General features: G+C 64.2%; 16 protein-coding genes and 1 pseudogene. 10 read left to right on the top strand and 7 right to left on the bottom strand.

All coding sequences use genetic code 11. The annotated features are described in order from the left end of the window. Nucleotides 1-27: 27 nt before the first annotated feature. The gene (locus MHX52_RS01545; protein ID WP_239316222.1) at nt 28-1,233 is read right to left on the bottom strand and encodes a glycoside hydrolase family 3 N-terminal domain-containing protein; all 1,206 of its coding nucleotides are present in this window, start codon (nt 1,231-1,233) and stop codon (nt 28-30) included. Between the two features lie 70 nt (nt 1,234-1,303). Here MHX52_RS01545 and MHX52_RS01540 point away from each other — a divergent pair, with 70 nt between their 5' ends. The 3 genes and pseudogenes from MHX52_RS01540 to MHX52_RS01530 form a co-directional block, all read left to right on the top strand. After that, complete coding sequence (locus MHX52_RS01540; protein ID WP_239316220.1) at nt 1,304-1,843, top strand: universal stress protein; 540 nt, start codon at nt 1,304-1,306, stop codon at nt 1,841-1,843. A 98-nt stretch (nt 1,844-1,941) separates the two neighbouring features. Beyond that, nucleotides 1,942-2,148, top strand: coding sequence for a DUF2613 domain-containing protein (locus tag MHX52_RS01535; RefSeq protein WP_005297166.1), 207 nt, complete (start codon nt 1,942-1,944; stop codon nt 2,146-2,148). Nucleotides 2,149-2,162: 14 nt separating this feature from the next. Continuing rightward, nucleotides 2,163-4,235: pseudogene (locus tag MHX52_RS01530) on the top strand (DUF3367 domain-containing protein); the annotation flags it as partial. Between the two features lie 1,373 nt (nt 4,236-5,608). On the opposite strand, the gene MHX52_RS01525 reads toward MHX52_RS01530, so the two are convergent. Further along, a complete protein-coding gene (locus tag MHX52_RS01525) occupies nt 5,609-6,868 on the bottom strand; it encodes an acyltransferase (RefSeq protein ID WP_083293840.1) in 1,260 nt (419 codons plus the stop codon). A 171-nt stretch (nt 6,869-7,039) separates the two neighbouring features. Between MHX52_RS01525 and MHX52_RS01520 the strand changes: the two genes are divergently transcribed. After that, the gene (locus MHX52_RS01520) at nt 7,040-8,311 is read left to right on the top strand and encodes a DUF3068 domain-containing protein (protein ID WP_239316218.1); all 1,272 of its coding nucleotides are present in this window, start codon (nt 7,040-7,042) and stop codon (nt 8,309-8,311) included. Between the two features lie 40 nt (nt 8,312-8,351). Further along, nucleotides 8,352-10,172, top strand: a complete 1,821-nt coding sequence (locus tag MHX52_RS01515) for a hypothetical protein (RefSeq protein ID WP_239316216.1) — start codon at nt 8,352-8,354, stop codon at nt 10,170-10,172. On the opposite strand, the gene MHX52_RS01510 is transcribed toward MHX52_RS01515, so the two are convergent. Next, nucleotides 10,169-11,329, bottom strand: a complete 1,161-nt coding sequence (locus MHX52_RS01510; RefSeq protein ID WP_239316214.1) for a glycosyltransferase family 4 protein — start codon at nt 11,327-11,329, stop codon at nt 10,169-10,171. The two genes, MHX52_RS01515 and MHX52_RS01510, sit on opposite strands and share 4 nt — an antisense overlap. 103 nt (nt 11,330-11,432) lie before the next feature. Between MHX52_RS01510 and MHX52_RS01505 the strand changes: the two genes are divergently transcribed. From MHX52_RS01505 to MHX52_RS01495, 3 genes are all read left to right on the top strand, one after another. Then, entirely contained in the window at nt 11,433-12,257 is an 825-nt protein-coding gene (locus MHX52_RS01505) for a bifunctional 2-polyprenyl-6-hydroxyphenol methylase/3-demethylubiquinol 3-O-methyltransferase UbiG (RefSeq protein WP_239316212.1), read from the top strand. A 218-nt stretch (nt 12,258-12,475) separates the two neighbouring features. Next, nucleotides 12,476-13,705 carry an acetyl-CoA C-acetyltransferase gene (locus MHX52_RS01500; RefSeq protein ID WP_239316210.1) on the top strand — a complete coding sequence of 410 codons (1,230 nt, stop codon included), beginning with the start codon at nt 12,476-12,478 and terminating at the stop codon, nt 13,703-13,705. Nucleotides 13,706-13,812: 107 nt separating this feature from the next. Further along, nucleotides 13,813-16,140, top strand: a complete 2,328-nt coding sequence (locus tag MHX52_RS01495) for a 3-hydroxyacyl-CoA dehydrogenase NAD-binding domain-containing protein (RefSeq protein WP_049050201.1) — start codon at nt 13,813-13,815, stop codon at nt 16,138-16,140. A gap of 169 nt (nt 16,141-16,309) precedes the next feature. On the opposite strand, the gene MHX52_RS01490 is transcribed toward MHX52_RS01495, so the two are convergent. The 3 genes from MHX52_RS01490 to MHX52_RS01480 all read right to left on the bottom strand — a co-directional run bounded on the left by MHX52_RS01490 (nt 16,310) and on the right by MHX52_RS01480 (nt 20,667). Next, nucleotides 16,310-18,250 (bottom strand): VWA domain-containing protein, encoded by a 1,941-nt coding sequence (locus MHX52_RS01490; RefSeq protein ID WP_035004933.1) that lies wholly within the window; start codon nt 18,248-18,250, stop codon nt 16,310-16,312. 76 nt (nt 18,251-18,326) lie between these two features. After that, nucleotides 18,327-19,058 (bottom strand): acetolactate decarboxylase, encoded by a 732-nt coding sequence (gene budA / locus MHX52_RS01485; RefSeq protein WP_035005003.1) that lies wholly within the window; start codon nt 19,056-19,058, stop codon nt 18,327-18,329. 109 nt (nt 19,059-19,167) lie between these two features. Then, nucleotides 19,168-20,667, bottom strand: coding sequence for a YeeE/YedE thiosulfate transporter family protein (locus MHX52_RS01480; protein WP_035004936.1), 1,500 nt, complete (start codon nt 20,665-20,667; stop codon nt 19,168-19,170). Between the two features lie 392 nt (nt 20,668-21,059). Between MHX52_RS01480 and ahpC the strand changes: the two genes are divergently transcribed. Then, the gene (ahpC, locus tag MHX52_RS01475; RefSeq protein WP_034984431.1) at nt 21,060-21,623 is read left to right on the top strand and encodes an alkyl hydroperoxide reductase subunit C; all 564 of its coding nucleotides are present in this window, start codon (nt 21,060-21,062) and stop codon (nt 21,621-21,623) included. Between the two features lie 188 nt (nt 21,624-21,811). After that, nucleotides 21,812-23,392, top strand: a complete 1,581-nt coding sequence (gene ahpF / locus MHX52_RS01470; protein ID WP_239316208.1) for an alkyl hydroperoxide reductase subunit F — start codon at nt 21,812-21,814, stop codon at nt 23,390-23,392. Nucleotides 23,393-23,971: 579 nt separating this feature from the next. Here ahpF and MHX52_RS01465 read toward each other — a convergent pair. Beyond that, nucleotides 23,972-24,153, bottom strand: a 182-nt coding sequence (locus MHX52_RS01465; protein WP_239316207.1) for a transposase, incomplete at its 5' end; no start/stop codon positions are given.

Raw genomic sequence — 24,153 nt, 5'->3', positions numbered from 1 at the left:
CGCGAATCCCCCGATCAGGGAATTCTTTTACTCGGTTACACAGGTACGATTCACAGAATCGCGCACCTGATCCTCAGGGATCCGCCCTTCGTCGATCGCCATGCGGATGGCCTCCACCACATCTGGGATCTCCACCGCCCCCGCTGCGGCAAGCGCCACGTCCGCTCCCGCCGCCAGTGCCGCCACCGCTGCTTCCGGGCCGGGGTAACGATCCGTCACGGCCTTCATGCCCGTCAGGTCGTCGGTGTAAATTACGCCGTCGAAACCTGGGGCGTCATGCTTCGGCCCATAACCGCCCTCCCGCAGCAGCTTGTAGGCCGCAGGGTTCACCGAAGACGGCAAAGGCTCGCCCAGCCCCGGCACCTCCACATGGCCGACCATCACGGCCATGCCCTCAACATCCACCAGTTCGCGGAAAGGCAGCAGGTCGTTGCCCTGCATCTGCTCCAGCGGCGGGGTGGTCACGGCACCCATGTGCGAATCCCCCGTTGCATGGCCGTGCCCCGGGAAGTGCTTCAGCACCGGGGTCACGCCCGCCTGCTGCAGGCCCTCCGAGTAGGCGCGCGCGTAATCCGCCGCCACCTTCGGGTCGGCACTGAAGGAACGTGAGCCGATCGCGTTGTCGGAGACCTCCTGACCACCGGCCAGATCCACCACCGGCGCGAAGTCCACGGTGATTCCCAAGTCGCGGACCTTCTTGCCGTGTTCGGCCATGAGGTCACGGACCTGCTCAGGGCTCATCGTCTCCGCCATCTGCTTCGCACTCGGCAGCTCACCGACGATCTCGGAAAGTCGCTGCACCAGCCCGCCTTCCTCGTCCACGCTCACGGTCAGCGGTTCGCCCGCGCGCTCCTCGAGCGCCGCCAGGCTACGCGCGGGGTCGCCCTGCCCATTCAGGATGGATCGATCGGTCTGCGAGCCAATGAAAAGGTGGCGCACACCTTCGTCGACGGCTTGTTCTGCTGATTCGTAGGTTGTGACGCCCACAGCAAGCATCCGGCCAGCCATCTCCCTAGGGGCCTTGCCCTCCGCCCGGGCACACGCCTGCCGGTTCTCCGCTGGGGGCGCGCTGGATTCGGCAGTGCCGGAGCTTTCGGAGCTCGGCACTGCGGAAGTGGCCGCGGAGGTGGAGGTATCGGCTGGCTGGTCAGTGGGCGTCGATAAGGAACAAGCGCTAGAGGCAACAACAAGAGCGAAACCTAAAGCGCCAGCGGCTACGTGTCTACGGGGCATAGTATTAACGTAGTAACAAACGCAACGAGCAGTGCACCAATCGTGCAGTGCCCACCGAGGAGCGATACACATGACCGAGCAGGCAGAACAAGCCCAGCAAGCACACCAGCAGGCTTTCGACGCGAGCGGCGATACCGTCCTGATCGCCTACGACGGCTCCGCCGAAGCCCGTGGCGCTGTGGAGCACGCCGGGCGCTTCCTGTCCGCGAAAAACGCCTACATCCTGACCGTGTGGGAGCCGATCCACCGCCAGGCTGCGCGCGCGGCGGGCATGAGCGGCATGATGCAGCACGATTGGTCCAACGAAACCGGCGAGCAGCCGGAGGACGACGATCCGGCGTACGCAGAGGCAGTGAACATCTGCAACGAGGGCGTGGACCTGGCCAACTCCCATGGTTTTGTTACCGAACCCTTTCTGGTAGAGTCCGGAACAGCTATTTGGAGCGCCATCGTTGACGCTGCCGATGAGCTGGACGTGGATCTGATCGTCACGGGTACCCGTGCCCTGTCGGGTTGGAAATCCTTCCTGCAGTCCAGCGTGTCGGAGAGCATCATCAAGAACGCCGGTCGTCCCGTACTCATCGTCCCGCCGATCGAAGATGAGGACTAGTTTTCCCAAACGAAGGTCCGCTGGCGTTTGATTGGGTACGATCTACAAGAAGCTAGTACGCTAAAACCACAACAATCCCACTAGGAACAGGAATTAACATGGCTAACGAAACCGCCTCTAACCGTCGCGGCCTGGGCGCACTGGTCGCCTCCGCAGTTGCAGGCCTGGTCCTGGGCGGCGCCGCAACTTTCGGCGCTGGCGCAATGGCCGACACCACTGAACTGCCCACCGACGAACAGATCGCCGTGAACCAGGACAACGCATTCCTGGGCGCCGTCCAGTACGGCGGCCGCATTTCCGAATAAAGGCACACCATCACGTGCCAACCACGGCGCATCGCCCCCTTTCTCGCCGCGCTTGGGTGTATAGCACCCTCGCGTGGTTTCTTTTCGCATTCCTACAGTCCCCCGGGCTGACCTCGGCCGACACGAAGCTGGACCTGACGGCCAACCCCTGGGGATTCCTCCGCCAAGCGCTGTACCCCTGGACGGATACTTTTCCGCTCGGGCAGCTGCAGAACCAGGCTTACGGGTACCTGTTCCCGCACGGCCTGTTCTTCGCCGTGTTTTCTTTCCTGCCCGGCTGGGTCACGCAGCGCCTGTGGTGGGGGCTGCTGCTGGCGCTCGCGTTCGCCGGCACGGTCCTGCTGCTGCAGCGGCTCGGCATCGGCAGCCGCGGCTCGCGGGTGGTCGCGGGCATTCTCTTCGCGCTCTCCCCGCGGGTCCTCACCACGCTCGGTGCCATTAGCTCCGAGGCGTGGGTGTGCGCGCTGGTGCCGTGGGTGCTGCTGCCCGTGGCGAGTGCGGCGATGCTGGGGCGGGATGCCCAGCTAGACCGCCGCACACGCTCCCACCTGGCGAAATACGCCCTGCTGAGCGCCCTGGCCGTACTGTGCCTGGGCGCGGTGAACGCCGTCGCCACCGCGGTGGCCATCCTGCCCGCCGTGATCTTCTGGCTGGGCATGTGCATCCGCCGCCCGCGCGTGGGCCTGTACTTCGCGCTGTGGTGGGTGCCCGCAGGCCTGCTGGCCACGTTCTGGTGGATCGGCCCGCTGCTCCTGCTGGGCAAGTACTCCCCGCCGTTCACGGACTACATCGAGTCCGCATCCCTGACCACCAACTGGATGAACCTCGCGGAGATCCTGCGCGGCACCACCAGCTGGACTCCCTTCCTCTCCTCCGAACGCCAAGGCGGATACGAGCTGGTCGGCGAGCCCGTCTTCGTCGCGGGCACCCTGCTGGTGGCATTCCTGGGCCTGTGGGGGCTCACCCGCCCGCAGTTGCCTTTCGCCCGCCGCTGGCTGGCGATCCTGCTACTGGGCGTGGTTGCAATGGTCTTCGCCACCGCCCCGATCTCCCCGCTGGCCTCCTGGGGCCGGATTTTCCTGGACGGCGCAGGCGCCCCGCTGCGCAACCTGCACAAGTTCGACCCCCTGGTGCGGTTGGCACTGGTGGTGGGCATCGCCCACGGCTTGGCGCGCCTGCCCTGGCCGGGGCTTAGCCGCGAGCGCTGGGTGCGCTGGCTCCACCCGGAGAAGAACGCGGAGGTCCCCCGCGCCATTGCCATCTGCCTACTAGTCGTCGTGGTCACCGCCACGGGCTGGTCGGGGCGCATCGCCGCCGCGGACGCCTACCGGAGCGTGCCCGACTACTGGACCGAGGCCGCGGACTGGCTGAACTCGGAAGTCACTAAGGAAGCCGGGGAGACCCACGCCCCCGCCCGCACCATGATCCTCCCCAAGGCGCGCTTTGCCCGCCAGACCTGGGGAAACACCCGCGACGAACCCGCCCAGCCCCTGTTGGACGTGCCGTGGGTCGTGCGCGACTCCGTGCCGCTCGTGCAACCCGAGGCCATCCGCGGCCTCGACGGCGTGCAGCGGGAGCTGGAAGCCGGCACCGCCATCCCCTCCCTCGCCGCCGCACTGTGGCAGCAAGGCGTGGGCTACCTGGCGCTGCGCTACGACCTGACCACCGCCGCCGACACCCCCGGCGCCAAGCGGATCGAGCGCACCCTCGAGCGCTCCGGAGGCTTCAGCAAGGCCGCCGCCTTCGGCGACGACGAGCAGGTGCGGATCTATCGGGTGGATCCTGTTGCTTCTGACACTGGGGGCACTGGGGGCACTGGGGGCACTGCGGGTGACCTGCGGATTATTGACGCCGAACGCCTCGACGTCTCCCATTCCAGCGCCGAATCCCTCCCCCGCCTGGCGGCAGCGGACGCGGCCCTGGGTAGGCAGGGTGCGGCGAGGGCGCGCGTGGGGGCGTCACAAGGTAAAGAGCTAGAGCTACCCGCACAGACGGTGACGGACACGCCCGCGCTGCGCGACCACAACTACGGCAACGTGGTGGGCGCGGACAGCGAAATCCGCAGCGAAGACGACCCGGTGCAGGTGCTGAACCCGGTGCGCGACTATCCCGTGCGCGATGCGGACGGGCAGGAGATTCCGCCGGAGCAGATGACGCGCGTGGAAGGCCGCGGCGAGGTACGGGTCTCCTCCACTGCAGCGGATCCGACGAGCTTCGGCGGGGCGGAGACGTACTCTTCCGCGACCTCCGCGGTGGATGGTTCGCAGAGGACCGCGTGGCGGCCGACGGTCGGCAACGTGGCCGGGCAGTACATCGAGTTCCGCATGGACGAGGCATACAACAGGCTGGGCCTGCACCTGGACATTCAGGGCCGGCCTGCGCGCGTGCAGGTGACGACGTACCTGCAGGGCAGAATCGTGTCGGGCACGTCGGCAACCCTCAAGACCGGCGAGACCAACAAGGTGAAGGTGCCCGCCGGGCGGGCCGATGCGATCCGCGTGACGATCGTGGGCTCCTTCGGCGACTTCGGCATATCCGAGGCGAAGGTGCTGGCCAATGGAGAGAAGGACGTCACGCCACGGCGCGTGCCGACGGTGCCCCCGGTGGATGGCGGCGACGACTCACAGGGCAACGCAGGGGCAACAGGGGCGACACTGAACCGCTGGGTATTCGGCCAGGAAATCAGCGAATCCGTCATGCTGCGAGGCTTCGAGGTGCCGGAGGCAATTGGCAACGGCGCGGGCGAGCTGCCGGTTGTGGTGCACACCTCCGAATGTGCCCGCGAGAACCAGGTGCCCGTGACCATCGACGGCAAGGACTACACCTGTGGTGACACTCTGAACCTACCCGCCGGCAAGCACGTGCTTTCCACCACGGCGCGCTGGGCGGCACTGTCCGTCGCCGAGCCGCTGTACGGCGCGGCGGTGCGGGAAACCCCGGCGGCGCAGCCGGTGGAGCAGGCTCGCCCGCGGGAGCAGCTGGCACCCGGCGAACAGTCCGCCCGCTTGGAGGCCTCGGATAAGAAGCGCGTGCTGTTCAACCCCTCGCAGGCGAACCCCGGGCGCATCGCCACGCTGGAAGAAGGCGGCGAAACCACGCAGCTCACGCCGATCACGGTGAATGGGTGGCAGCAGGGCTGGATCGTCCCGGAGGGCAAGTCTGGTCTGGTCACCATCCACTTCGAGGGCACGAAACTGTACCGCGCATGGCTGGCCATCGGCCTGGTGGCGGCGCTGGTGCTAGTGGGACTGTGCATCTTCGTGGTGCGGCGGACCCGCCGGATGCCGGGGCTGCCGGAACGGACGGCAGCAGTGGCAGCAAACGAGACTCCGGCCACGGGGCGCACCCAACGGAGCAAGCCCTTCCGCCGCGCCATCCTGGCGGGCAAGGCCATCACCGGGGCGGCCGCGTTCCTAGCGCTACTGCTCTGCATCCGCGGTGCCTGGGGCAGCGGAAACTACTACGCGGGCGGGTTCGTGGTGAACGGCGCGCTCGCAGTCGTGCTGCTGGCCGTGGTGGTCTCTGTCTTGGCATCCCGCACCGAGCGCCACCAGGAATTAATGGACCGGCGCGCGGGCTCTTCCACCAAGGAGTAGCTCAGCGCGGCCACCGGCACGCTCAGCACAAACGTTGCCACCAGCACCAGGGCGGTGTGCCCGCTGAACAGCGGCACGCCCAGCAGCGGAAACACCAGCGATAGCAGCGACATGTGCCACAGGAAGATCGCATACGACCACCGGCCCAGCGCCTGCATCGGCGCCGACTCCAGGAACTTCGACCGCGGCGCCAGCGTATAAGGAACGATCAGCGCGGCGGCGAACACCAGGCCATATAGCGTCCGGCGGGCGAACTCCGCCGGCGCCGCGTGCGTCAGGCCCTCCGGCCCATCCGAGGCCGCGACCGCCAGCGCGCCGATGGCCAGCAACCAGAACACCCAGCGAAACTTCGCTACAAATCGCACCTCCGGCAGCTGGTATCGGGCGTCTATACCCTCGGCCCCATCCTTACCCGTGCGCGCGTAGGCACGATCCTGCACGATAGACTCCAGCTCCGCGCCGAGCAGCCCCACCCCGAACCACGCGATAAACGCAGGTGGCATGATGTGCGGGTTCAATCCACCCGGCGCCGGCGGCTCGGCGAACGCGGGAATGAAGGCCCAGCCGAAGCTCGCCGCCGCCACTACGACGATCCACACGATGCGCCATTTTCTTTCTCGACGCCCCCACGCCACCGCAATCACAGGCAGCACCAGGTAGAAAGCCATCTCTACGCACAAGCTCCACAAGTGGGTCAGCCCGCCGATCAGCCCGCCGTCGACGTAGATCTGCACCATGATCACGTTCGAGATCATCTGCCACACCGTCGGCGAGCCCGCAACCGGGAAGAACAGCAGCACAACCGCGACGGTGACCAGGTAGGCCGGGAAGATGCGCCCCAGGCGCTTCACGTAGTAACCCGCCAAGGTCAGCAGATTGTCCTGCGAGGTCGATACCGCAAAGTCCGCGCGGTGGCGGCGCCACAGCAGAAACCCGGAGAGGGCGAAGAACACGGGCACGAAGAAGTCCGTGCGCGCCATCATGCGGTTCAGCAGGTTCCCCGTATCCGCGCCGGTTTGGAACGCAACGTGCGTAATGATGATGCCGGAGCAGGCAATCGCGCGGAGGCCTTCCAGTGCAGGTAGGAAGGGCGCGGGGCGGGCGGAGGGAATCTTCGAGCTCATCGGGATCAGCTTAACCGACCGGCATGCGAAAACACCCCCGAAGACTTTTCTAGAGAAATATTTTAAATCTGCGAAGTATCTAGTTTTGATTGGCTAAAGTATTGGAAGCTTTACAGGCTAACTACAGTCACCGGATAGATATAGACAGATAGAGTCAGGAAACCCCATCCTATGAAGAGAATCCTCTCCTCCGTAGCGATCGTGCTCGGTGTAGCCATGCTGGTCTTTGCCATCGCACTGCCCACCTATGTCGTCCCGAAGGGCAAGGTGCTGCCGCTGGACCTCGTATCCACCACCATCACCCCGAAGACCCCCGGCAACCTGCTGGACTCGGGTGCGCTTGCTGCCGGCAAGCCGGTGGGCAACAACAAGGACAAGCCCGAGTGTAAGGGCGACAACCCGCAGGTGAGCTGCTTCATCAACAAGGACTTGGAGATGCAGTCCCAGCGCTTCACCACCGCCCAGGAGCCTTCGGACAAAGAGGTCGTGACCCTCGAGTCCGGCCAGACCCTGTTCCGCACGGACCGGGAAGAGCCGAAGAACCTGATCAGCGCGTCGATCGACCACATCACCCTGGATCGCAAGACCCAGATGCCCGTGCCGGAGCCGACGTCCTCGATCGAGCTGAACGCACCGGCCCTGGATGCAGCTGCCAACGAGGGTAAGGACGAAGAGGTCGAGGCCTCCGTCGCACCGTTCACCCGCCCCGGCATCACCTACCAGTTCCCGATGGGCACGGACCGCAAGTCCTACGACTTCTTCGACATGCAGATCCTGAAGACCCAGCCGATCGACTACGTCGGTGAGGAAGAGCAGGACGGCGAGAAGGTCTACCGCTTCGAGCAGACCGTTCCCCCGACCGAGCTGTACCCGGCTCTGCGCGAGCGCCTGGAGGCCGACGGCGAGCTGTCCAAGGGCGACAAGGGTACCCTGGCCGCGCTGCGTCTGAAGTTCCCGGCGAAGGTCTGGGGCATCGACCCGGACGACATCAAGAACAAGGGCGACGAGAAGGCCGAGGAGAAGAAGGAAGACGAGAACGGCGAGGAGGGCGAAGACGGCGAGAAGGAAGAGGACCTCGGCCCCGAGGTTGAGCTGTCCCGCTACTACACCGTCCACCGCGTGCTGCGCGTGCAGCCGGATACCGGCGTGATCGTCAACGGTTCCGAGGAAGTCTTCCAGTACTACGCGCAGGACGACGAAGAGGCGCAGGAGATCTTCGAGAACAAGGAAGAGGAGATCAACAACCCGACCCGTACCGCCGTGTACTTCCCGGGCGCGTGGGATGACGAGTCCCGCGACGGCCAGATGAAGAAGGCCACCGACGGTCTGCAGAAGATCAAGCTGATGGGCACCATCCTGCCGTGGATCCTGGGCGTGGTTGGCCTGATCCTGCTGGTAGTCGGCTGGATCGCTCACCGCTCCGCACGCCTGGCGGCTAAATAATTCCCGCAATTATTTCCGCTGAACCACTAGACTATTGGCTGTGAAGCCGCAGCCCCCGAAGACCACCGCCAAGCGCGATCGCCGGATCGCGCTGGGGTGGTCTTTCCTCGTCTCTGTCGTCACTTTGTGGCCGTTCTGGCTGGGTCTGCGCCCGGATTCCTCGAAGGCGTTTCTGCTGCGGGACATGTTCGTGCCCGATTCCCTGCCAGAGAATTCCAACAACCTGGGCATCAACGACGGTGCCCCGCGCGCCCTGCCGCAGGATGCGGTGCTGACACTCTTCTCCCCCACCGTCCCCGCTACGCTCCTGGCCAGCGTGCTCGTGCTGGTCTCCTGCCTGATGGGCTGCTACTTCGCCGCCGCGATGGTGCGGGATATGGCGGGCGGGCGGCTTTCCGCGCAGCTGGTTGCGGCTTTGTTTGTGGTGTGGAATCCGTTCGTCATCGAGCGTTTTCTGCAGGGCCAGTGGACCGTCGCAACCGCGGGGATGCTGCTGCCTGCGGTCGCTTTTCTGGCCGCCGCGCGCTCCCACGGTCTGTTGTATGTGGCGATCTGTTTGTGTGGCTTTGTGCCGACAGGTCTGATCCTGGCGCTGATCACGGCGCTGGTGTTCGCACCTTCGCACGGGGAGCGTCTGCGCAGCCTCGTTGCCAGCATCATCGCCGCGTTGCCGTGGTTGCTGCCGGCGATCTGGGTTTCTAACCCTTCGCAGACCCGCTCCGATGCCCTGTCCGCGGCTTTGTTTTCTGCCCGCGGCGAGACCTTCTTAGGCCCGCTTGCCTCCACGATGGGGCTTTCGGGGATTTGGAATGCCGAGGCCACCCCGCCGTCGCGCACCCTGTTTTCAGTGCTCGTGAGCGCGGCCCTTTGCGTGGTGCTGATGCTCGGCTTCAAGGAGCTGTGGCGCGTCTATCGCGGCGTTGCGGTGCTGACTGTCCTTGCCTTAGTGACGCCCCCTCTGCTGGCCACCGGCTGGGGCGTGGACTTAATGGGCCTTGCAATTAGCCACGTGCCCGGCGCGGGCATGTTCCGCGATACCACGAAGTTCGTCTGTCTGGCGATTCCGGGATTTGTGCTGCTGATAGCCGTGGCGGTGGAGCGGATGGACCCGCGCCGCCGCGCTGGGGACGTCCGAGAGACCCCGGCTAAGGCGGACAGTTCCAGCCGTTCGCGGTGGGCGCCGCGTGCCGCGGCGGCCGGCCTGGCTGTGGCGTGCGTGCTGACTGTCCCCGCGTACCCGGCGGATATGGCGCCGCTGAAGCGGGTGCAGATCTCGGAGACGTGGAGCCAGATGTTCACCATCATCTCCGGCGCTCCGAACGGCAAGATTGTGCTGCTCCCGCCGGGCAACTACCGCACCCGCGGCGACCGGCCGCACGTGGATCCGGGGCTGAAGTTGCTGCCGGGTTCACCGATGGATCCTGGGTTCCTGATCGTCGATGGCCAGGTGGTGGATGGCAACCCGGCCAGCATGGGGATCCTGTCGGACCTGATGAACGGCAAGAACACCCTCAAACGCAATGGCGTGAGTTGGGTGCTGGTGGACTGGTATTCCATCACCGACGGCGCCGCGATGACCAAGGCGCTGCAGGTGCTGAACTCCAAGGGCATCCGGCGCGTACTCAGCTCAGATAACTACGACCTCTACCGGGTGCAGAGCCCCACCCTGCCGCGCTCGCCGGTCCAGGATCGCGCGCCGCTGTTCGTGGGCATGACGTTCTACTGGATGCTCATGATGTGGGGCATGTGCGTGTGGCTGTGGCGTGTCACCCGCCAGCTGCAGATGAACGGCCGCAGCCGGCCGCTGCCTGACAAGGCTGACAAGGCTGGCAAGGCCGACGGCGCTAACAGCGCTGACTAGCGACCGCGCGCGACCTCCTGGCGCAGCAGCTTCTCCCATGCCGCGCCGGTGGCGTCCCAGGAGAACTCCTCGGCCCGGCGCTTCGCGGCCCGGCCCATCTCCCGGCGCTTCTCCGGGTTATCCAGCAGGTATTCGACCGCGTTCATCAGCCCGCCGGGGGAAGAACACAGCAGCCCGGTCTCCCCGTCGATGACGGAATCGCGCAGCCCGGCGGAGGACTCATAGCCGACCGTCGGCACCCCGTGCTGTCCCGCCTCGATCACGGCCAGACCCCAGCCCTCCTTGCGCGAGGGCATCACGTGCACAGAGGCGCGGTTGAGGATGCGGTGCTTCAGTTCCTCGGACACGAAGCCGTGGAACACCACCAGCGGCTCGATCCCCAGCTCGCGGGCGTAATCCCGCAGGCGATCGGCCCACCATCCGTCGCCGATAACATCCAGGCGCACGTTCGGGTGGGTGCGCGCCACGGCGGCCAGCGCGTCCAGCGCATGCTCGATCTGCTTGTGGGGGACCAGCCGGGACAGCGCCACCAGGTGGATCGTCTGCTCCTCGCTGGCGTTGTCGGAGTTGGGGCTGGGGGCGTCCGGAATCAAAGAAGGAGCGACCGGATCAATGCCGTTACGAATGATCTCGATGTTGCCGTGCGGCACGCCAAGCTCCACCAGCTCCTCGGCGGAGGGGGCGGAGACGGTGACCCAGCGGCGGCGCCGGTGGATCCACGGCGAGATGGTGGATTCGATCAGCCAGCCGATGCGGGAGAGGATCGGGCCGGCGACGGACCACTGTTCGCGGTGGCAGTGATGCGTCAGAACAACCGTGGGCGCGCCGCTGACCAGGGAGGCGAAGAAGGGCACGCCGTTTTGCGTATCCACCACAACGTCCGGGCGGCCAATATCCGCCAGGGACCCACGCCCCCGGCGGGCGGCCAGGATCGCGGCCAGCGCACGCGGGTAAACCGTCAGGTTGCCGCCGCCACGAGAGAAACGGAAATTGCGGCCGACCTGCTGCGATCGTGTGGAGCCGGGATAGTGGGCAGTGCGGAAAACCACCTGATGGCCCTGGTTGGCCAGGTACTCCCCCACGCGCTCCAAGTAACGTTCGCTGCCGCCACCTTCGGGGTGGTTTGTGTCGCGCCAGCAGAGAAGCAGTACTTTCATGATGGACACTATGTTAGTCGCCACCGCCTGCGACTTTGCAGGGTTTGGTGAATCTGCGGAAAGACTGCAGAAAGTCAGTACAACCTGAAAAGATAGACACTCGATGAGCCCGAACAACCACCCCGCCCGCCAGCGCCAGACGCTGAGCGTTTTCCGCGGCCGCGCTACCCTGCGCCGCTCCTTCGGCCTGCTGAGCGACTTCAAGTACGAGCAGACCCGCCCCGACATCTTCTACGGCCACCTGGCCGAGGACACCGTCGGGCTGATACGCGACATTTACGCGGGCGTGCATGGTGCTGGGCAGGGGCCAGACCAGAGCGAGCCCCTACGCAACACGAAGATCCTGGACGTCGGCGGCGGACCGGGTTACTTCGGCGTGGCCTTCGACAAGGCCGGCGCGGACTACTACACCTGCGAACCCGACGTCGGCGAGATGGCCGCCGCGGGCATCAAGCTGCAGACCTCGGTGCGGGGTTCGGGGCTGGACCTACCTTTTCTTAGTGACGCCTTCGACATCACCTACTCTTCCAATGTCGCAGAGCACGTACCGGATCCGTGGCGGATGGCCGACGAGATGCTGCGGGTGACGAAGCCAGGCGGAGTGATGATCTACAGCTATACGGTGTGGCTGGGGCCATTCGGCGGGCACGAAACCGGGCTGTGGCAGCATTACGTGGGCGGGGAATTCGCCGCCCGGCGCTATGAGAAGAAGATGGGCAAGCCGCCGAAGAACCGCTGGGGCGAGAGCCTGTTCAACGTCTCCGCAGCCGAAGGCCTGGAGTACGCGCGCAAGGTGCACGGCGAAAGTGCCGAATTAGTGGCCGCGTTCCCGCGCTATCACCCCTGGTGGGCCTGGTGGATGGTGCGCGTGCCGGGGCTCCGCGAGTTCGCGGTTTCCAACCTGGTGCTGGTGTTTCAGAAGCGCTAGAGCTTCCCCAATTCAGCGGGGGCACCTTCTAGGGGCAGAAAAAGACATAAGACTACAACTATTTCCCCGAAGAACGGGTAATGTGGCGTGAGACACAAGTTTAGTGTTGCGACCTGCTAGGTCACTGGATTCATGAGCCGCTGGATTCATGAACCACTGCCCTAGCCGATCACTGCACGAACGGATCACTGTCGAGAACGATAGGAAATAGGACTGACATGACCAGTAACACTGGCGCCCCTGAGGCATTCATTTACGACGCCGTCCGCACCCCCCGTGGAAAGGGCAAGCCGGGCGGTTCCCTGCACACCGCAAAGCCCGTTGACCTGCTCTCCGGCCTGATCGAGGCAATCATCGAGCGCAACCCGGGCATCGACCCCAACCGCATCAGCGACGTCATCGCTGGCTGTGTCACCCCCGTCGGCGACCAGGGCATGGACATCGCCCGCACCGCCGCCCTGAACGCCGGCCTGCCGTACACCGCCACCGGCCTACAGGTGAACCGCTACTGCGCTTCCGGCCTGACCGCCGTGAACCTGGGCGCACAGAAGATCCGCTCCGGCTGGGACGACCTGGTCTTCGTCGGCGGCGTGGAGTCCATGTCCCGCGTCCCGATGGGCTCCGACGGCGGCGCCCTGGCGATGGACCCGGCCTCCAACTTCTACAACGACTTCATCCCGCAGGGCATCTCCGCTGACATCATCGCCAGCCTGGACGGCCTGACCCGCGAGGACCTCGACGCTTTCGCTGCCCGCTCCCACGAGCGCGCATCCAAGGCATGGGAAGAGGGCCGCTTCGACCGCACCGTTGTGCCGGTGAAGGATCAGAACGGCATCACCCTGCTGGACCGCGACGAGACCATCCGCCCTGGCACCACCGTCGAGGGCCTGTCCGGCCTGAAGCCCGCCTTCGCCATGATCGGCGACCAGGGTGGCTTCGACGCTGTCGCGCAGACCAAGTACCCGCAGCTGGAGCGCATCAACCACCTGCACCACGCCGGTAACTCCTCCGGCATCGTCGACGGCGCAGCCCTGCTGGCCATCGGTTCCGAGCAGGCCGGTAAGGACTTCGACCTGACCCCGCGCGCCCGCGTTGTCTCCGTCGCCACCTCCGGCGTGGAGCCGACCATCATGCTGACCGCCCCGGCACCGGCCTCCCGCGCAGCTCTGGCCAAGGCTGGCCTGAAGCCCGAGGACATCGACATCTGGGAGATCAACGAGGCATTCTCCTCCGTCGTTCTGCGCGCACAGCGCGAGCTGAACATCCCGGACGAGAAGCTGAACGTCTCCGGTGGCGCCATCGCCATGGGCCACCCGCTGGGTGCAACCGGTGCGATCATCACCGGCACCGCCGTCGACGAGCTGCACCGCACCGGCGGCCGCTACGCCCTGATCACCCTCTGTGTCGCAGCCGGCATGGGTGTGGCCACGATCATCGAGCGCGTCTAACCGACCTTCCCGCAGACCAAAACACAAGAAACACTCAATTTTCCTCTGACAACCTCCCGCGGACGCAAGCGTGAGGGCGTCAATAAATAAAACAAGGAGCATCACACATGAGCATGTTCAAGTGGGACCAGGATGGCGACGGCATCGTAACCATCACCATGGACGACCCGAACCAGCCGGTCAACACCATGAACGACACCTTCCAGGGCGAGCTGCCTGAGCTGGTGGAGAAGCTGCAGGGCGCAGTGGAATCCGGCGAGGCCAAGGGCGTGGTCATCACCTCCGCGAAGAAGACCTTCTTCGCCGGCGGCGACATCAAGTCGATGATCAAGTCCACCCCGGAAGACGCAGAAGCAATCACGAAGCAGATCAACGGCATGAAGGCCGGTCTGCGCGCAATCGAGACCCTCGGCGTGCCGGTCGTCGCTGCCATCAACGGTGCGGCGCTCGGCGGTGGCCTGGAGATCGCTCTGGCCACGCACCACCGCATTGCTTCTGACGCCAAGGGCCTGAAGGTTGGCCTGCCAGAGGTCACCCTGGGTCTGCTGCCGGGTGGCGGCGGTGTGACCCGCGTGGTCCGCATGCTGGGCATCCAGGACGCACTGATGAAGGTCCTGACCACCGGCCGTCAGTTCCGTGCGGAGGACGCACTGAAGACCGGCCTGATCGACGAGGTTGTCCCGGCAGACCAGCTGATCGACGCTGCCAAGAAGTGGATCAAGGAGAACCCGGAAGCATCCCAGCCGTGGGATCAGAAGGGCTTCAAGATCCCGGGCGGCACCCCGACCAGCCCGAAGCTGGCACAGTTCCTGCCCTCCTTCCCGGCTAACGTGACCAAGCAGATCAAGGGCGCACCGATGCCGGCTCCGAAGGCCATCCTGAAGGCCGCCGTCGAGGGCGCACAGCTGAAGAACATCGAAGAGGCCCTGGCCGTGGAGACCCGCTACTTCGTGGAGCTGGTCACCGGCACGACCTCCAAGAACATGATGCAGGCATTCTTCTTCGACCTGCAGTACTGCAACGGTGGCGGCTCCCGCCCGAAGGACGTCGAGAAGAAGCAGTTCAAGAAGCTGGGCATGGTTGGTGCCGGCATGATGGGCGCAGCGATCGCCTACGTGGCAGCGAAGGCTGGCATGGAGGTTGTGCTGAAGGACATCAAGATGGAGGCTGCCGAGAAGGGCAAGTCCTACTCCGAGGGCCTGGAGGCCAAGGCGCTGAAGCGCGGCAAGACCACCGAGGAGAAGTCCAAGGCTCTGCTGGACCGCATCAAGCCTTCCGTCGATTACTCCGACCTGTCCGACTGTGACATCGTGATCGAGGCCGTGTTTGAGAACACCGAGCTGAAGCACAAGGTCTGGGCAGAGATCGAGGCAGCCGTGCCGGAGGATTGCGTGCTGGGCTCCAACACCTCCACCCTGCCGATCACCGAGCTGGCTACCGGCGTGAAGCGCCCGAAGGACTTCATCGGTATCCACTTCTTCTCCCCGGTAGACAAGATGCCGCTGGTGGAGATCATCAAGGGCGAGGAGACCTCCGACGAGACCCTGGCTGCGGCCCTGGACTTCACCGGCCAGATCCGCAAGACCCCGATCGTCGTGAACGACTCCCGCGGCTTCTACACCTCCCGCGTCATCGGCTTCTTCCTGAACGAGGCTATGCGCATGCTGGCTGAGGGCATCGACCCGGCCGTCATCGAGGCCGCTGGCCGCCAGGCTGGCTACCCGGCACCGCCGCTGCAGCTGCAGGACGAGCTGAACCTGAAGCTGGCCCGCAAGATCGGCGCCGAGACCAAGGCAGCTCAGGAGGCCGCTGGCCTGACCGTCGACGACGGTGGCGTGACCGAGATCGTGGACAAGATGCTGGACGAGTACGACCGCCCGGGCAAGCTCGAAGGCAAGGGCTTCTACGAGTACAACGAGGAAGGCCGCCGCACCGGCCTGTGGCGCGGCCTGTGGGACGAGCTGGGCGCCGGCAAGGTGAAGGTCGCCGACGGCGAGTCCACCGTTGCAGGCACCGGCCTGGACACCGCTGCCGCCGGCGCAGCCCAGAAGGCCGCCGCTGACCCGAGCGGCGTGGCTGCTGGCTCCAACGTTCCGGCTGACGCGCCGGCCTTCATCGACCTGGTGGAGCGCCCGCTGTTCGCCGAGGCTCTGGAGACCCAGAAGTGCATCGACGAGGGCGTGCTGACCTCTGATGCGGATGCCAACATCGGCTCCATCATGGGCATCGGCTTCCCGGCCTGGACCGGCGGTACCCGCCAGTACATCAAGAACTACGACCGCCCGGCCGCCGCTACCCTGCCTGAGGGCAAGGTCGCGGATCGCGACGGTGGCGACTACCCGACCCGCGGCGTTGCAGGCTTCGTTGCCCGCGCCGAGGAGCTGGCCGCTAAGTACGGCGAGCGCTTCACCCCGCTGGAGTCCCTGAAGAAGTAGTTCTTCTATCGCCCCAGAGCTAGGCCTCCGGGCGAGCCTCCAGGGCGAGAACGCTTAAAGCCCCCAACTCCCTTCGCGGATTACCTCCGCTGGAGTTGGGGGCTTAGTTCATACGCGGGTAGGGCGCCTAGCGCTTAGCACCTAGCGCCAAGCGCTTAGCGTCTAGCGCCTAGCGCTTGCGGCTGTAGGCGAGGGCAACACCGCCACCGCCCAGGGCTATCAGCATTCCCACAACAAGGCTGTACCAGATCAGGTTACTGCTCGAGTCGGACTCCTCGCTGTCCTTTTCCTCGGATTCGTCAGCCTGCTTGGAGTTGTCTTCACTGTCCTCGTCTTGCGGATGCGAAGCCTCCGAGAACTTCGGGCCGGGGATCTTCTCCCCCGTGAGCTCTGTGGTGAGCTCATAGGTGGCGGCCTCGTTCTTCACCTCTGAAACGTCCCGGTGTTCGCCGCCACCCCAGCTGTTGTTGAAGAAAACCACGATGTACTGGTCCCCATCCAGCCAAGATTTCCGCGCCGCAACATCGCTCGGTTGTTCCTCACCATCGCCCACCATGTTGCGATAGTTCAGCCTGGCGGCGTGGCCGAAGGCAACGGACTGGCCCTCAGTGTGCGGGTTGACGGATTGACTTTCCTGCAAAGAAGCTGCTTGTCGCACAGAGTTTAGGGTCCGTACCTGCAATTGAGAGATGCGCGCCAGCTCCTTGTCAGGAGCCGCGACCAGCTTCATCCCACCCCGCAGCTTCTGCCCATACTCAGCCTTGATCTTGTACACGTGAGTTTCACCCGGCACGATGTCGGCCTTCACCGTAGACTTTCCGTCTGCCTTGAGCTCCGTGGCGTCGTGGAACCACGCCCCTGGCTTCACCGTCTCCACGTCTTCGGCAGCTTCCGGGGAATCCTCACGGGAGTAGCTCTCTTCCTCGAAAGGCTCCGGAACACCATTGAGGTCTTCGTTCGCGAAGCGCTTGATGGTGACCTCCGCGGGGATCTCCTGTCCCTCGTACGGGCCGCTCTTGCGCACTACCTTGAACTTGAAGTCACCTGCCGGGCAGTCTTCGCCTGCTCGCTTCGTTGTGTAGGAGGCAAAGTACGGCCCGTTGGAATCGATGATCCCGGTGTCTCCACTGTTGTCCAGGTAGCAATCTAGATCCTCTGCGTCCAACTTGAGCGCGAAGTTGGACTTCCCCAGCCCATCGCCCTGGGAGGGCGGAGGCATCGTGGCCACGCTAAGCGCCAGGCGCTCGCCCTCGGCGATGGGGGTACTGAAGTACTCGGCGCCGTCCTCGTCCGCCCGGTCGCCATCAGACTTCTCACGCAGCTTCGTGGAGAAAGTCTCCACATCGGCCGGCACCTTAGTCGCCGATGAGTAATCATCGCCTCCGCTGATCTCCTCCGCTTCAGTCTCAGTGGTCTGGGCCGTGCGGGTCGTCAGCCGCTTCATGGAATCAGCCAAACTCACGGTGTCCTTGGCATCCATGTACTCGCCGCCGCCTGCCTCGGCGATGCACTCCAGCTCCTTGCGGGCCTTGGAGTCCACTAGGAAGCCAACGGTGTTGATGGTGAGGTCAATGCCTTCCTTCTTCAGATCCTTGGCGACCTCACACACCGGTGGTGGGGCGCACGTGTCCTCGCCGTCGGATACCAGCACGATCGAGCGCTCGCCGTCCTTGGGCAGTTCCTTGGCGGCTTGCCTCAAAGCCGGCCCCATCGGCGTATGACCGGAAGCCTCCACCTTTCCGACCTCCGCAGGAATCTTGGTTACGTTCCCCTTCTCCACTGGCAGCAGGGTTTTAACGTCCTTGCAGCCAGCCTCGCGCTCTTCCGGCGAGTTGCCGACCTCCGTGCCGTAGACCATGAATCCCAACTCCGCGTCGCTGGGCACGGCCACAGAAAACATCTGCGCCGCGTCCTTTGCTGCAGCCAGGCGCGTCTGCCCGTCAGCGTCCGGGGTCTTCATCGACCCGGAGGCATCCAGAATCAGCATCGTCGGTGGGATGTTCTTACCTTCATCCTCCGCCTGGGCTTCCTGGGCCGGCGGCGCGACGATTGCCATCAGCGCCGCGATCAGCGCAACCGCGAATAGCAGCGAGCTTCTTCTTTTAGTCATCGATTTAAACCCTTCGGTAATCCTTGGGGATCACCTTATATCGAAGGGAAAACCATGACAGGCCTTTTCAGGTTAGCTAGTCCTTAACTTCCGTCTTGTGCAGCTGCGCGTCCAGATCCTCCGGGTCCAGGTTCGCCTCGGAGAACGCGCTGGTCAGCGGCAGGCGCAGCTCGAGGTCGGTCCCTGGGCAGAGTTCGATCTTTCCCTCTTCCAGGGTGAAGTCCAGCACGTGCCCGCCGACGGTGCGCGAATCGTCGATGAAGTGCACGTGGCATCCGGGGACGGAAATCCCCTTCTCGTAAACCGGCGTGCGGAAGCCCGCGATAATTCCCGTGACGTCGGTGAAGTGTTGCTCGGCGTCATCATCCGTCGCCTCAACCATCGGCCGGTAGGGCGGCTTCTGCTTCACGACCGTGCGGGTGACCACGCTGCTGAAGTGCCCGGTAATGCGGACGGCGTACATGTAGTTCGAGGAGGGCGTCATGCCGTCGATGAACTTCGACAGGTCCGCGCGGCGAATGTTCTGCGGGGCGCGGCGGCGGATGCGGGGCACGAAGTTGGTGGCCACGGCATACGGGCTGCGGGTTTCCAGATCGGCGCGGGTGGCGCTGCCGTCGTGGCGCAGTTGGTAGCAAACGCCGTCGATGATGACCATCTCGCCATCCAGCGCGTCGAACGTCCCCAGCCCGAAATTGCCCTTTCCCAGTAGCTCGCCGACGGTCATCTCGCCGTCGTAGATGCCGTCCAGCAAAGCGGTCATCAGGGAGTTCTGGAAGATTGTGTGCCTAGTTACCGGTGAGTCACTCATGTGCCCATTGTTGCCGCGCTCGCCCATTGCTCGCTTTTCTTAGTGACGCCCCTCTCGCCCCAACCACCCCCAATTCGGGGCGGTGAGGACCGAATAGGCTGCTGGTGGCCTAGCTGCCCTTCTTCACGGTGATGGTCCAGCCAGCGTCGGTGGTCTGCTCAAAGTTCGTGACTTCGTGGCCATCGGTGGCAGCCCAACGCGGGATGGCATCGGTGGCTTGAGTGCAGTCGAAGTCAATCTGCAGCGAGTCCCCGACGGAAAGGTCGGCCATTGCCGCCTTCGCATCAACCAGTGGGAACGGGCAAACCGCACCAAGGGTGTCGAGCTTGTAAGTCCGGTCGCCGACCAGCTCGAGATCACTGTCTCTGCCGAGGTCACTGTCCCCGCCGATGCCACTCGATTCGGCGCTTTCCGCAGCCGTGGCCTTGCGATCCAGCAGCAGGGTGCCCGTGGTTTGGAAGCCCAGCTCTGCCGCCATGGCCTTCTGCTCTGCAGCGGACTGTGTGGACTGTGCAGACTGTGCGGTGCGCGGGGAAGACTGCGACTGGCTCGGCTGGTTGGGCGTCGGGTTAGACGCCTGCCCCGGCACCGCATCGGTGGGCTTGAGCCACAACTTGGCCGCAACGCCAATTCCGATGGCGATGAACAGCAGCGCAACCCAGCCCTGGTAGCTGAACAGGGAGGTCTGCACCATGCCGTTGCCCACGGTGCAGCCGCCGGCAGCGGAGGCGCCCACGCCCATCAGCACGCCGCCGATGACGGAACGAACTGCCTGTTCAGCGGAGGGAACGCGCAGACGGAATTCACCGGACGCCTTGGCGGCAAAGAAGGCGCCCACCAGCAGACCGAGCACCAGCATGACTCCCCAGTCCACCGTGTCTTCGCCGCTGACGAGGAACTTAGACAGGTTGGACGATGGGCTGGTGATGCCGAGCCCGTCGTTGCGGCCCGTCGCTGCCGACAGCGGCCATGCGAGCACACCCAGCGCGCCGATGATGGCCGCGGTGGGGTAAAAGTGCCAGGGCTTTTCCGCCAGTAGGTGCGCGAGGCCTGTCTTCTTCGGCTTCAGGGTCGCCATCTTCGGCGCCTTAGCTTCCTGAGCGAGGAAGTGGCGGGTAAGGAAAGCAACCCCTAGCGTGAATGGGATGACGAGCCACCACACGGAGAGCCCCAGAGACCCGTGGATGGTGGTGATGGGCAGCTCCCAGCTGCGCAGTCCCTCGTTGAGGGCGTTAAGCGAACCGCCCTTCATAGCGGCGGCGCTGCCTGCGTAGAAGACCAGTGCCAGCCACGAGCCGATAAGGCCTTCGGCGGAGCGGTACCACGTGCCGGATGCGCAGCCGCCCGCCAGCACGATGCCCATGCCGAAAAGCAGACCACCCAGCACGACGGCGAGCGGTGCGAACTGCTTGTACTCAGGTGTAATCACTCCCGCAGTTGTGAGGGCGGCAAGGCCGACCGCGTGGACTGCGATGACGATAAGCAGGGCGGTGAAGCCCCGCCAGGTCTTATTCAAGAAAATGTCGCGAATCATGCCGGTTACGCAGAACCTGCCGCGTTGCATGACCCAGCCAAGGACAGCACCTAAAGCCAATCCGGTGACAATCATGGGTTCCCCTACTCCAAACTAAAAATGAACCGATCTGTCTGTCTGTTTGAATGCGCAATATTAGCCTCCCGGGCAACTCTCCCTCAAGCCCTAAGAGAGGTTCATCACATACGAAGCCTCGCAAACCGCACGCAAGGCCCCATAAATCAGCATTGATAGCGACCTCCGATTTAAACCCATAGCCCGCCACCAATCTAAACCTATCAATCCTTGACTTTTACAAAGCCATCGCTATAATAGGTGGTGGATCGCAATCAAGCAGCCCACATTGCCGCCCCCGATGATCCACTTCAACTTCAAAACAAGACTGAAGAAAATCGGTAGGCTTTGTGGCGACGGTTGTGAATAACTGCCAACTTAAACCCGAAACCAAGCCCCCAAGGAGGCACAGCATGTCCCTCATCAACACCGAGATTCTGGATTTCAAGAACCCCGCTTTCTTCAACGGTGAGTTCACCGAGGTTTCCAAGGACGACGTCCTGGGCAAGTGGTCCATCTTCTTCTTCTACCCGGGCGACTTCACCTTCGTCTGCCCCACCGAGCTGGGCGACCTGGCTGACCACTACGAAGAGCTGAAGGGCCTGGACGTAGAGGTATACGCCGTATCCACCGACTCCCACTTCGTGCACAAGGCATGGCACGCAGAGTCCGAGCAGGTCGGCAAGGTTAACTACTACATGCTGGGCGACTCCACCGGCCAGCTGACCAACAACTTCCAGAACATGCGTCCCGGCGCCGGCCAGGCAGACCGCGCAACCTTCCTGGTAGACCCGGAGGGCAAGATCCAGTACATCGAGCAGACCGCCGAGGGCATCGGCCGTGACGCTTCCGAGCTGGTCCGCAAGGTCAAGGCCGCTAAGTACGTTGCAGAGCACCCGGGCGAGGTCTGCCCCGCCAAGTGGGAAGAGGGCGAAGACACCCTGACCCCGGGCATTGACCTGGTTGGCAAGATCTAACTTCCCCTTCCACTCCCCCGCCGTACCCAGGCGGGAAACCCACGGCGGGCCGGGCTTTCCACTTACGGATCCCGCCCGCCGTTTTTAGCGCCTTTAACCCCACCAACAAATCCCCAACCCCGAAGAACCCACGTGCGGCGCGCATCCCCTTGGGGTGGCGTCAATAAACAAAGAAAGAGAGCACCCCCATGGCTAAGCAACTACTGGACGACAACCTGCGCAAGCAGCTCGGCCAGCTCGTCCCCCGCATCACCAAGGACATCGAGCTGGTGTACAGCCTGGACGACCGTTCGGCTTCCGACGACCTGGAGAAGCTGCTGCAGGACATCGCCGGGCTATCCGACAAGATCACTGCCCGCCGCGACGACGACGCGCACGAGCGCAAGCCCTCCTTCAGCATCGTCCGCACTGGTAGCGACATTTCCGTAGCCTTCGCGGGCATCCCGATGGGCCACGAGTTCAGCTCCCTGGTGCTGGCACTGCTGCAGGTCGGCGGCAACCCGATCAAGGAAGACCAAGACCTGATCGAGCAGGTAGAAAACCTGGACGGTGACTACGAGTTCGTCACCTACATGTCCCTGACCTGCCAGAACTGCCCGACCGTCGTGCAGGCGCTGAACACCATGGCGGTGCTGAACCCGCGCATCAAGCACACCGCGGTGGAGGGCTCGCTGTTCCAGGACGAAGTCAAGGAGAACAACGTCCTGGCCGTGCCGACCATCTACCTGAACGGCGAGGAGTTCGGCCAGGGGCGCACCACCATCGAGGACTTCGTGCGCAAGCTGGACACTGGTTCCGCCGCGCGCGAGGCGAAGAAGCTGAACGAGAAGAAGCCCTACGAGGTGCTGGTCGTTGGCCAGGGCCCGGCGGGTGCAGCGGCCTCCATCTACGTTGCCCGCAAGGGGCTGAGCGTCGGCCTGATCGGCGAGCGCTTCGGCGGCCAGGTGCTGGACACGAACTCCATCGAGAACTTCATCTCCGTACCCTCCACCGAGGGGCCGAAGCTGGCGGCGGAGTTCGAAGAGCACGTCGGCCAGTACGACATTGACGTGGTGAAGGCCCAGGCCGCGACCGGCTTGACCCCTGCCACCGAGGAGGGTGGCCTACACACGGTGCACTTTGGGGATGACGCCACCCTGCGCGCCCGTGCCCTGGTTATCGCCACGGGCGCACAGTGGCGAACCCTGGGCGTTCCAGGCGAGGAAGAGTACCGCAACAAGGGCGTGACCTTCTGCCCGCACTGCGACGGCCCGCTGTTCAAGGGGAAGTCCGTGGCCGTGATCGGCGGCGGAAACTCGGGCATCGAAGCCGCGCTGGACCTGGCAGGTGTGGTGAAGCACGTGACGGTTCTGGAGTTCGGCGAGGCCTGCCGCGCGGATGACATCCTGATGCAGCGCGTGGAGGAAACCGCGAACATCGACGTGATTACGTCGGCAGCTACGACGGAGATCGTGGGCGACGGAAAGAACGTCACCGGCCTGACCTACACGGACCGCACTAACGACGAGTCGAAGTCGCTGGACGTCGCGGGCGTGTTCATCCAGATCGGCCTGGTGCCGAATACCCAGTGGCTGGGCGAGAGTGGCCTAGAGCTGAACAAGATGGGCGAGATCGTGGTGGACGAGCACAATGCCACCAACATCCCTGGCGTGTACGCCGCCGGCGACTGCACGGAAGTGCCCTTCAAGCAGATCGTGATTGCCCAGGGTGCTGGCGCAAACGCTGCGCTGGGCGCGTGGCAGTACACGGTGACTGCGCCGAAGGCGTAGGGGACTAACTGGTTTGGCGGCCTGGCTGGCATGGTGGCCGCCAGGCCTTCAGTTCAAATGTCGCTAGAACGGGAATGCGTTACTGCAAACAATTTGCACTACCACAAAACCGCAGGTCAGAGACTTTCCGTCAGAAGGGTGCCCATGGCACACGGTTGCGCATTCCCGTTCTAGCGACATTTCCGCCCCTGAAGCCCCATTTTCAACACCCCAGCACACCCTGATCCCCCTCGGCACACTCTAACCACCCAGACTGACTCCGCTCTGCGCCGTCGAGCGCACCCATAAAGCCCAACACTGGGGCTTAATTGTCGGAAAAGTTGCAGAACGTTATTGGGTACATTTTTCATCTATATAAAATGCCTGGTCAGAGCGTTCTCCGCAACCAGAGATGTGTCCCGAGATTTACGTTTTGCAACTTTCCCGACAATTCCGCATCCCAGAACCCCTCCGTGGAGCAGGTTCAACCGTCCACGGGGGAGCTAGCTCCCTCCCGTCAAGACGAACCCGCCACGGTCAAGTCCGGTGTAGTGGTGTAGCCGTTTGTGCTTTCGGCTCGATATGAAGTTCGGGGCTTGGTTAGGCGGTTAGCTGGTGGTGGTCGTCACGATGTTCTCCTGGGTGGTGCATGAGGTGCTTGGTGTGTTCGAGTGCGGTCAGTGACATGTAGCGTTTTTGTTGGATCCAGTCGTCGTGTTGCTCGGCTAGGACCGCACCGACAAGCCGGATGATGGATTCACGGTTTGGGAAAATGCCGACGA

This window comes from Corynebacterium sp. ACRQJ (assembly GCF_022346045.1).
In the GTDB taxonomy this organism is placed as follows: domain Bacteria; phylum Actinomycetota; class Actinomycetes; order Mycobacteriales; family Mycobacteriaceae; genus Corynebacterium; species Corynebacterium evansiae.
This window is presented reverse-complemented; position numbering and strand designations above follow the sequence as displayed.

What these genes read in the sequence shown, in the direction of transcription:
- MHX52_RS01545 (WP_239316222.1), bottom strand. Translation starts at nt 1,233, where the DNA reads ATGCCCCGTAGACACGTAGCCGCTGGCGCTTTAGGTTTCGCTCTTGTT.
- MHX52_RS01540 (WP_239316220.1), top strand. Translation starts at nt 1,304, where the DNA reads ATGACCGAGCAGGCAGAACAAGCCCAGCAAGCACACCAGCAGGCTTTC.
- MHX52_RS01535 (WP_005297166.1), top strand. Translation starts at nt 1,942, where the DNA reads ATGGCTAACGAAACCGCCTCTAACCGTCGCGGCCTGGGCGCACTGGTC.
- MHX52_RS01525 (WP_083293840.1), bottom strand. Translation starts at nt 6,868, where the DNA reads ATGAGCTCGAAGATTCCCTCCGCCCGCCCCGCGCCCTTCCTACCTGCA.
- MHX52_RS01520 (WP_239316218.1), top strand. Translation starts at nt 7,040, where the DNA reads ATGAAGAGAATCCTCTCCTCCGTAGCGATCGTGCTCGGTGTAGCCATG.
- MHX52_RS01510 (WP_239316214.1), bottom strand. Translation starts at nt 11,329, where the DNA reads ATGAAAGTACTGCTTCTCTGCTGGCGCGACACAAACCACCCCGAAGGT.
- MHX52_RS01505 (WP_239316212.1), top strand. Translation starts at nt 11,433, where the DNA reads ATGAGCCCGAACAACCACCCCGCCCGCCAGCGCCAGACGCTGAGCGTT.
- MHX52_RS01500 (WP_239316210.1), top strand. Translation starts at nt 12,476, where the DNA reads ATGACCAGTAACACTGGCGCCCCTGAGGCATTCATTTACGACGCCGTC.
- MHX52_RS01495 (WP_049050201.1), top strand. Translation starts at nt 13,813, where the DNA reads ATGAGCATGTTCAAGTGGGACCAGGATGGCGACGGCATCGTAACCATC.
- MHX52_RS01490 (WP_035004933.1), bottom strand. Translation starts at nt 18,250, where the DNA reads ATGACTAAAAGAAGAAGCTCGCTGCTATTCGCGGTTGCGCTGATCGCG.
- budA (WP_035005003.1), bottom strand. Translation starts at nt 19,058, where the DNA reads ATGAGTGACTCACCGGTAACTAGGCACACAATCTTCCAGAACTCCCTG.
- MHX52_RS01480 (WP_035004936.1), bottom strand. Translation starts at nt 20,667, where the DNA reads ATGATTGTCACCGGATTGGCTTTAGGTGCTGTCCTTGGCTGGGTCATG.
- ahpC (WP_034984431.1), top strand. Translation starts at nt 21,060, where the DNA reads ATGTCCCTCATCAACACCGAGATTCTGGATTTCAAGAACCCCGCTTTC.
- ahpF (WP_239316208.1), top strand. Translation starts at nt 21,812, where the DNA reads ATGGCTAAGCAACTACTGGACGACAACCTGCGCAAGCAGCTCGGCCAG.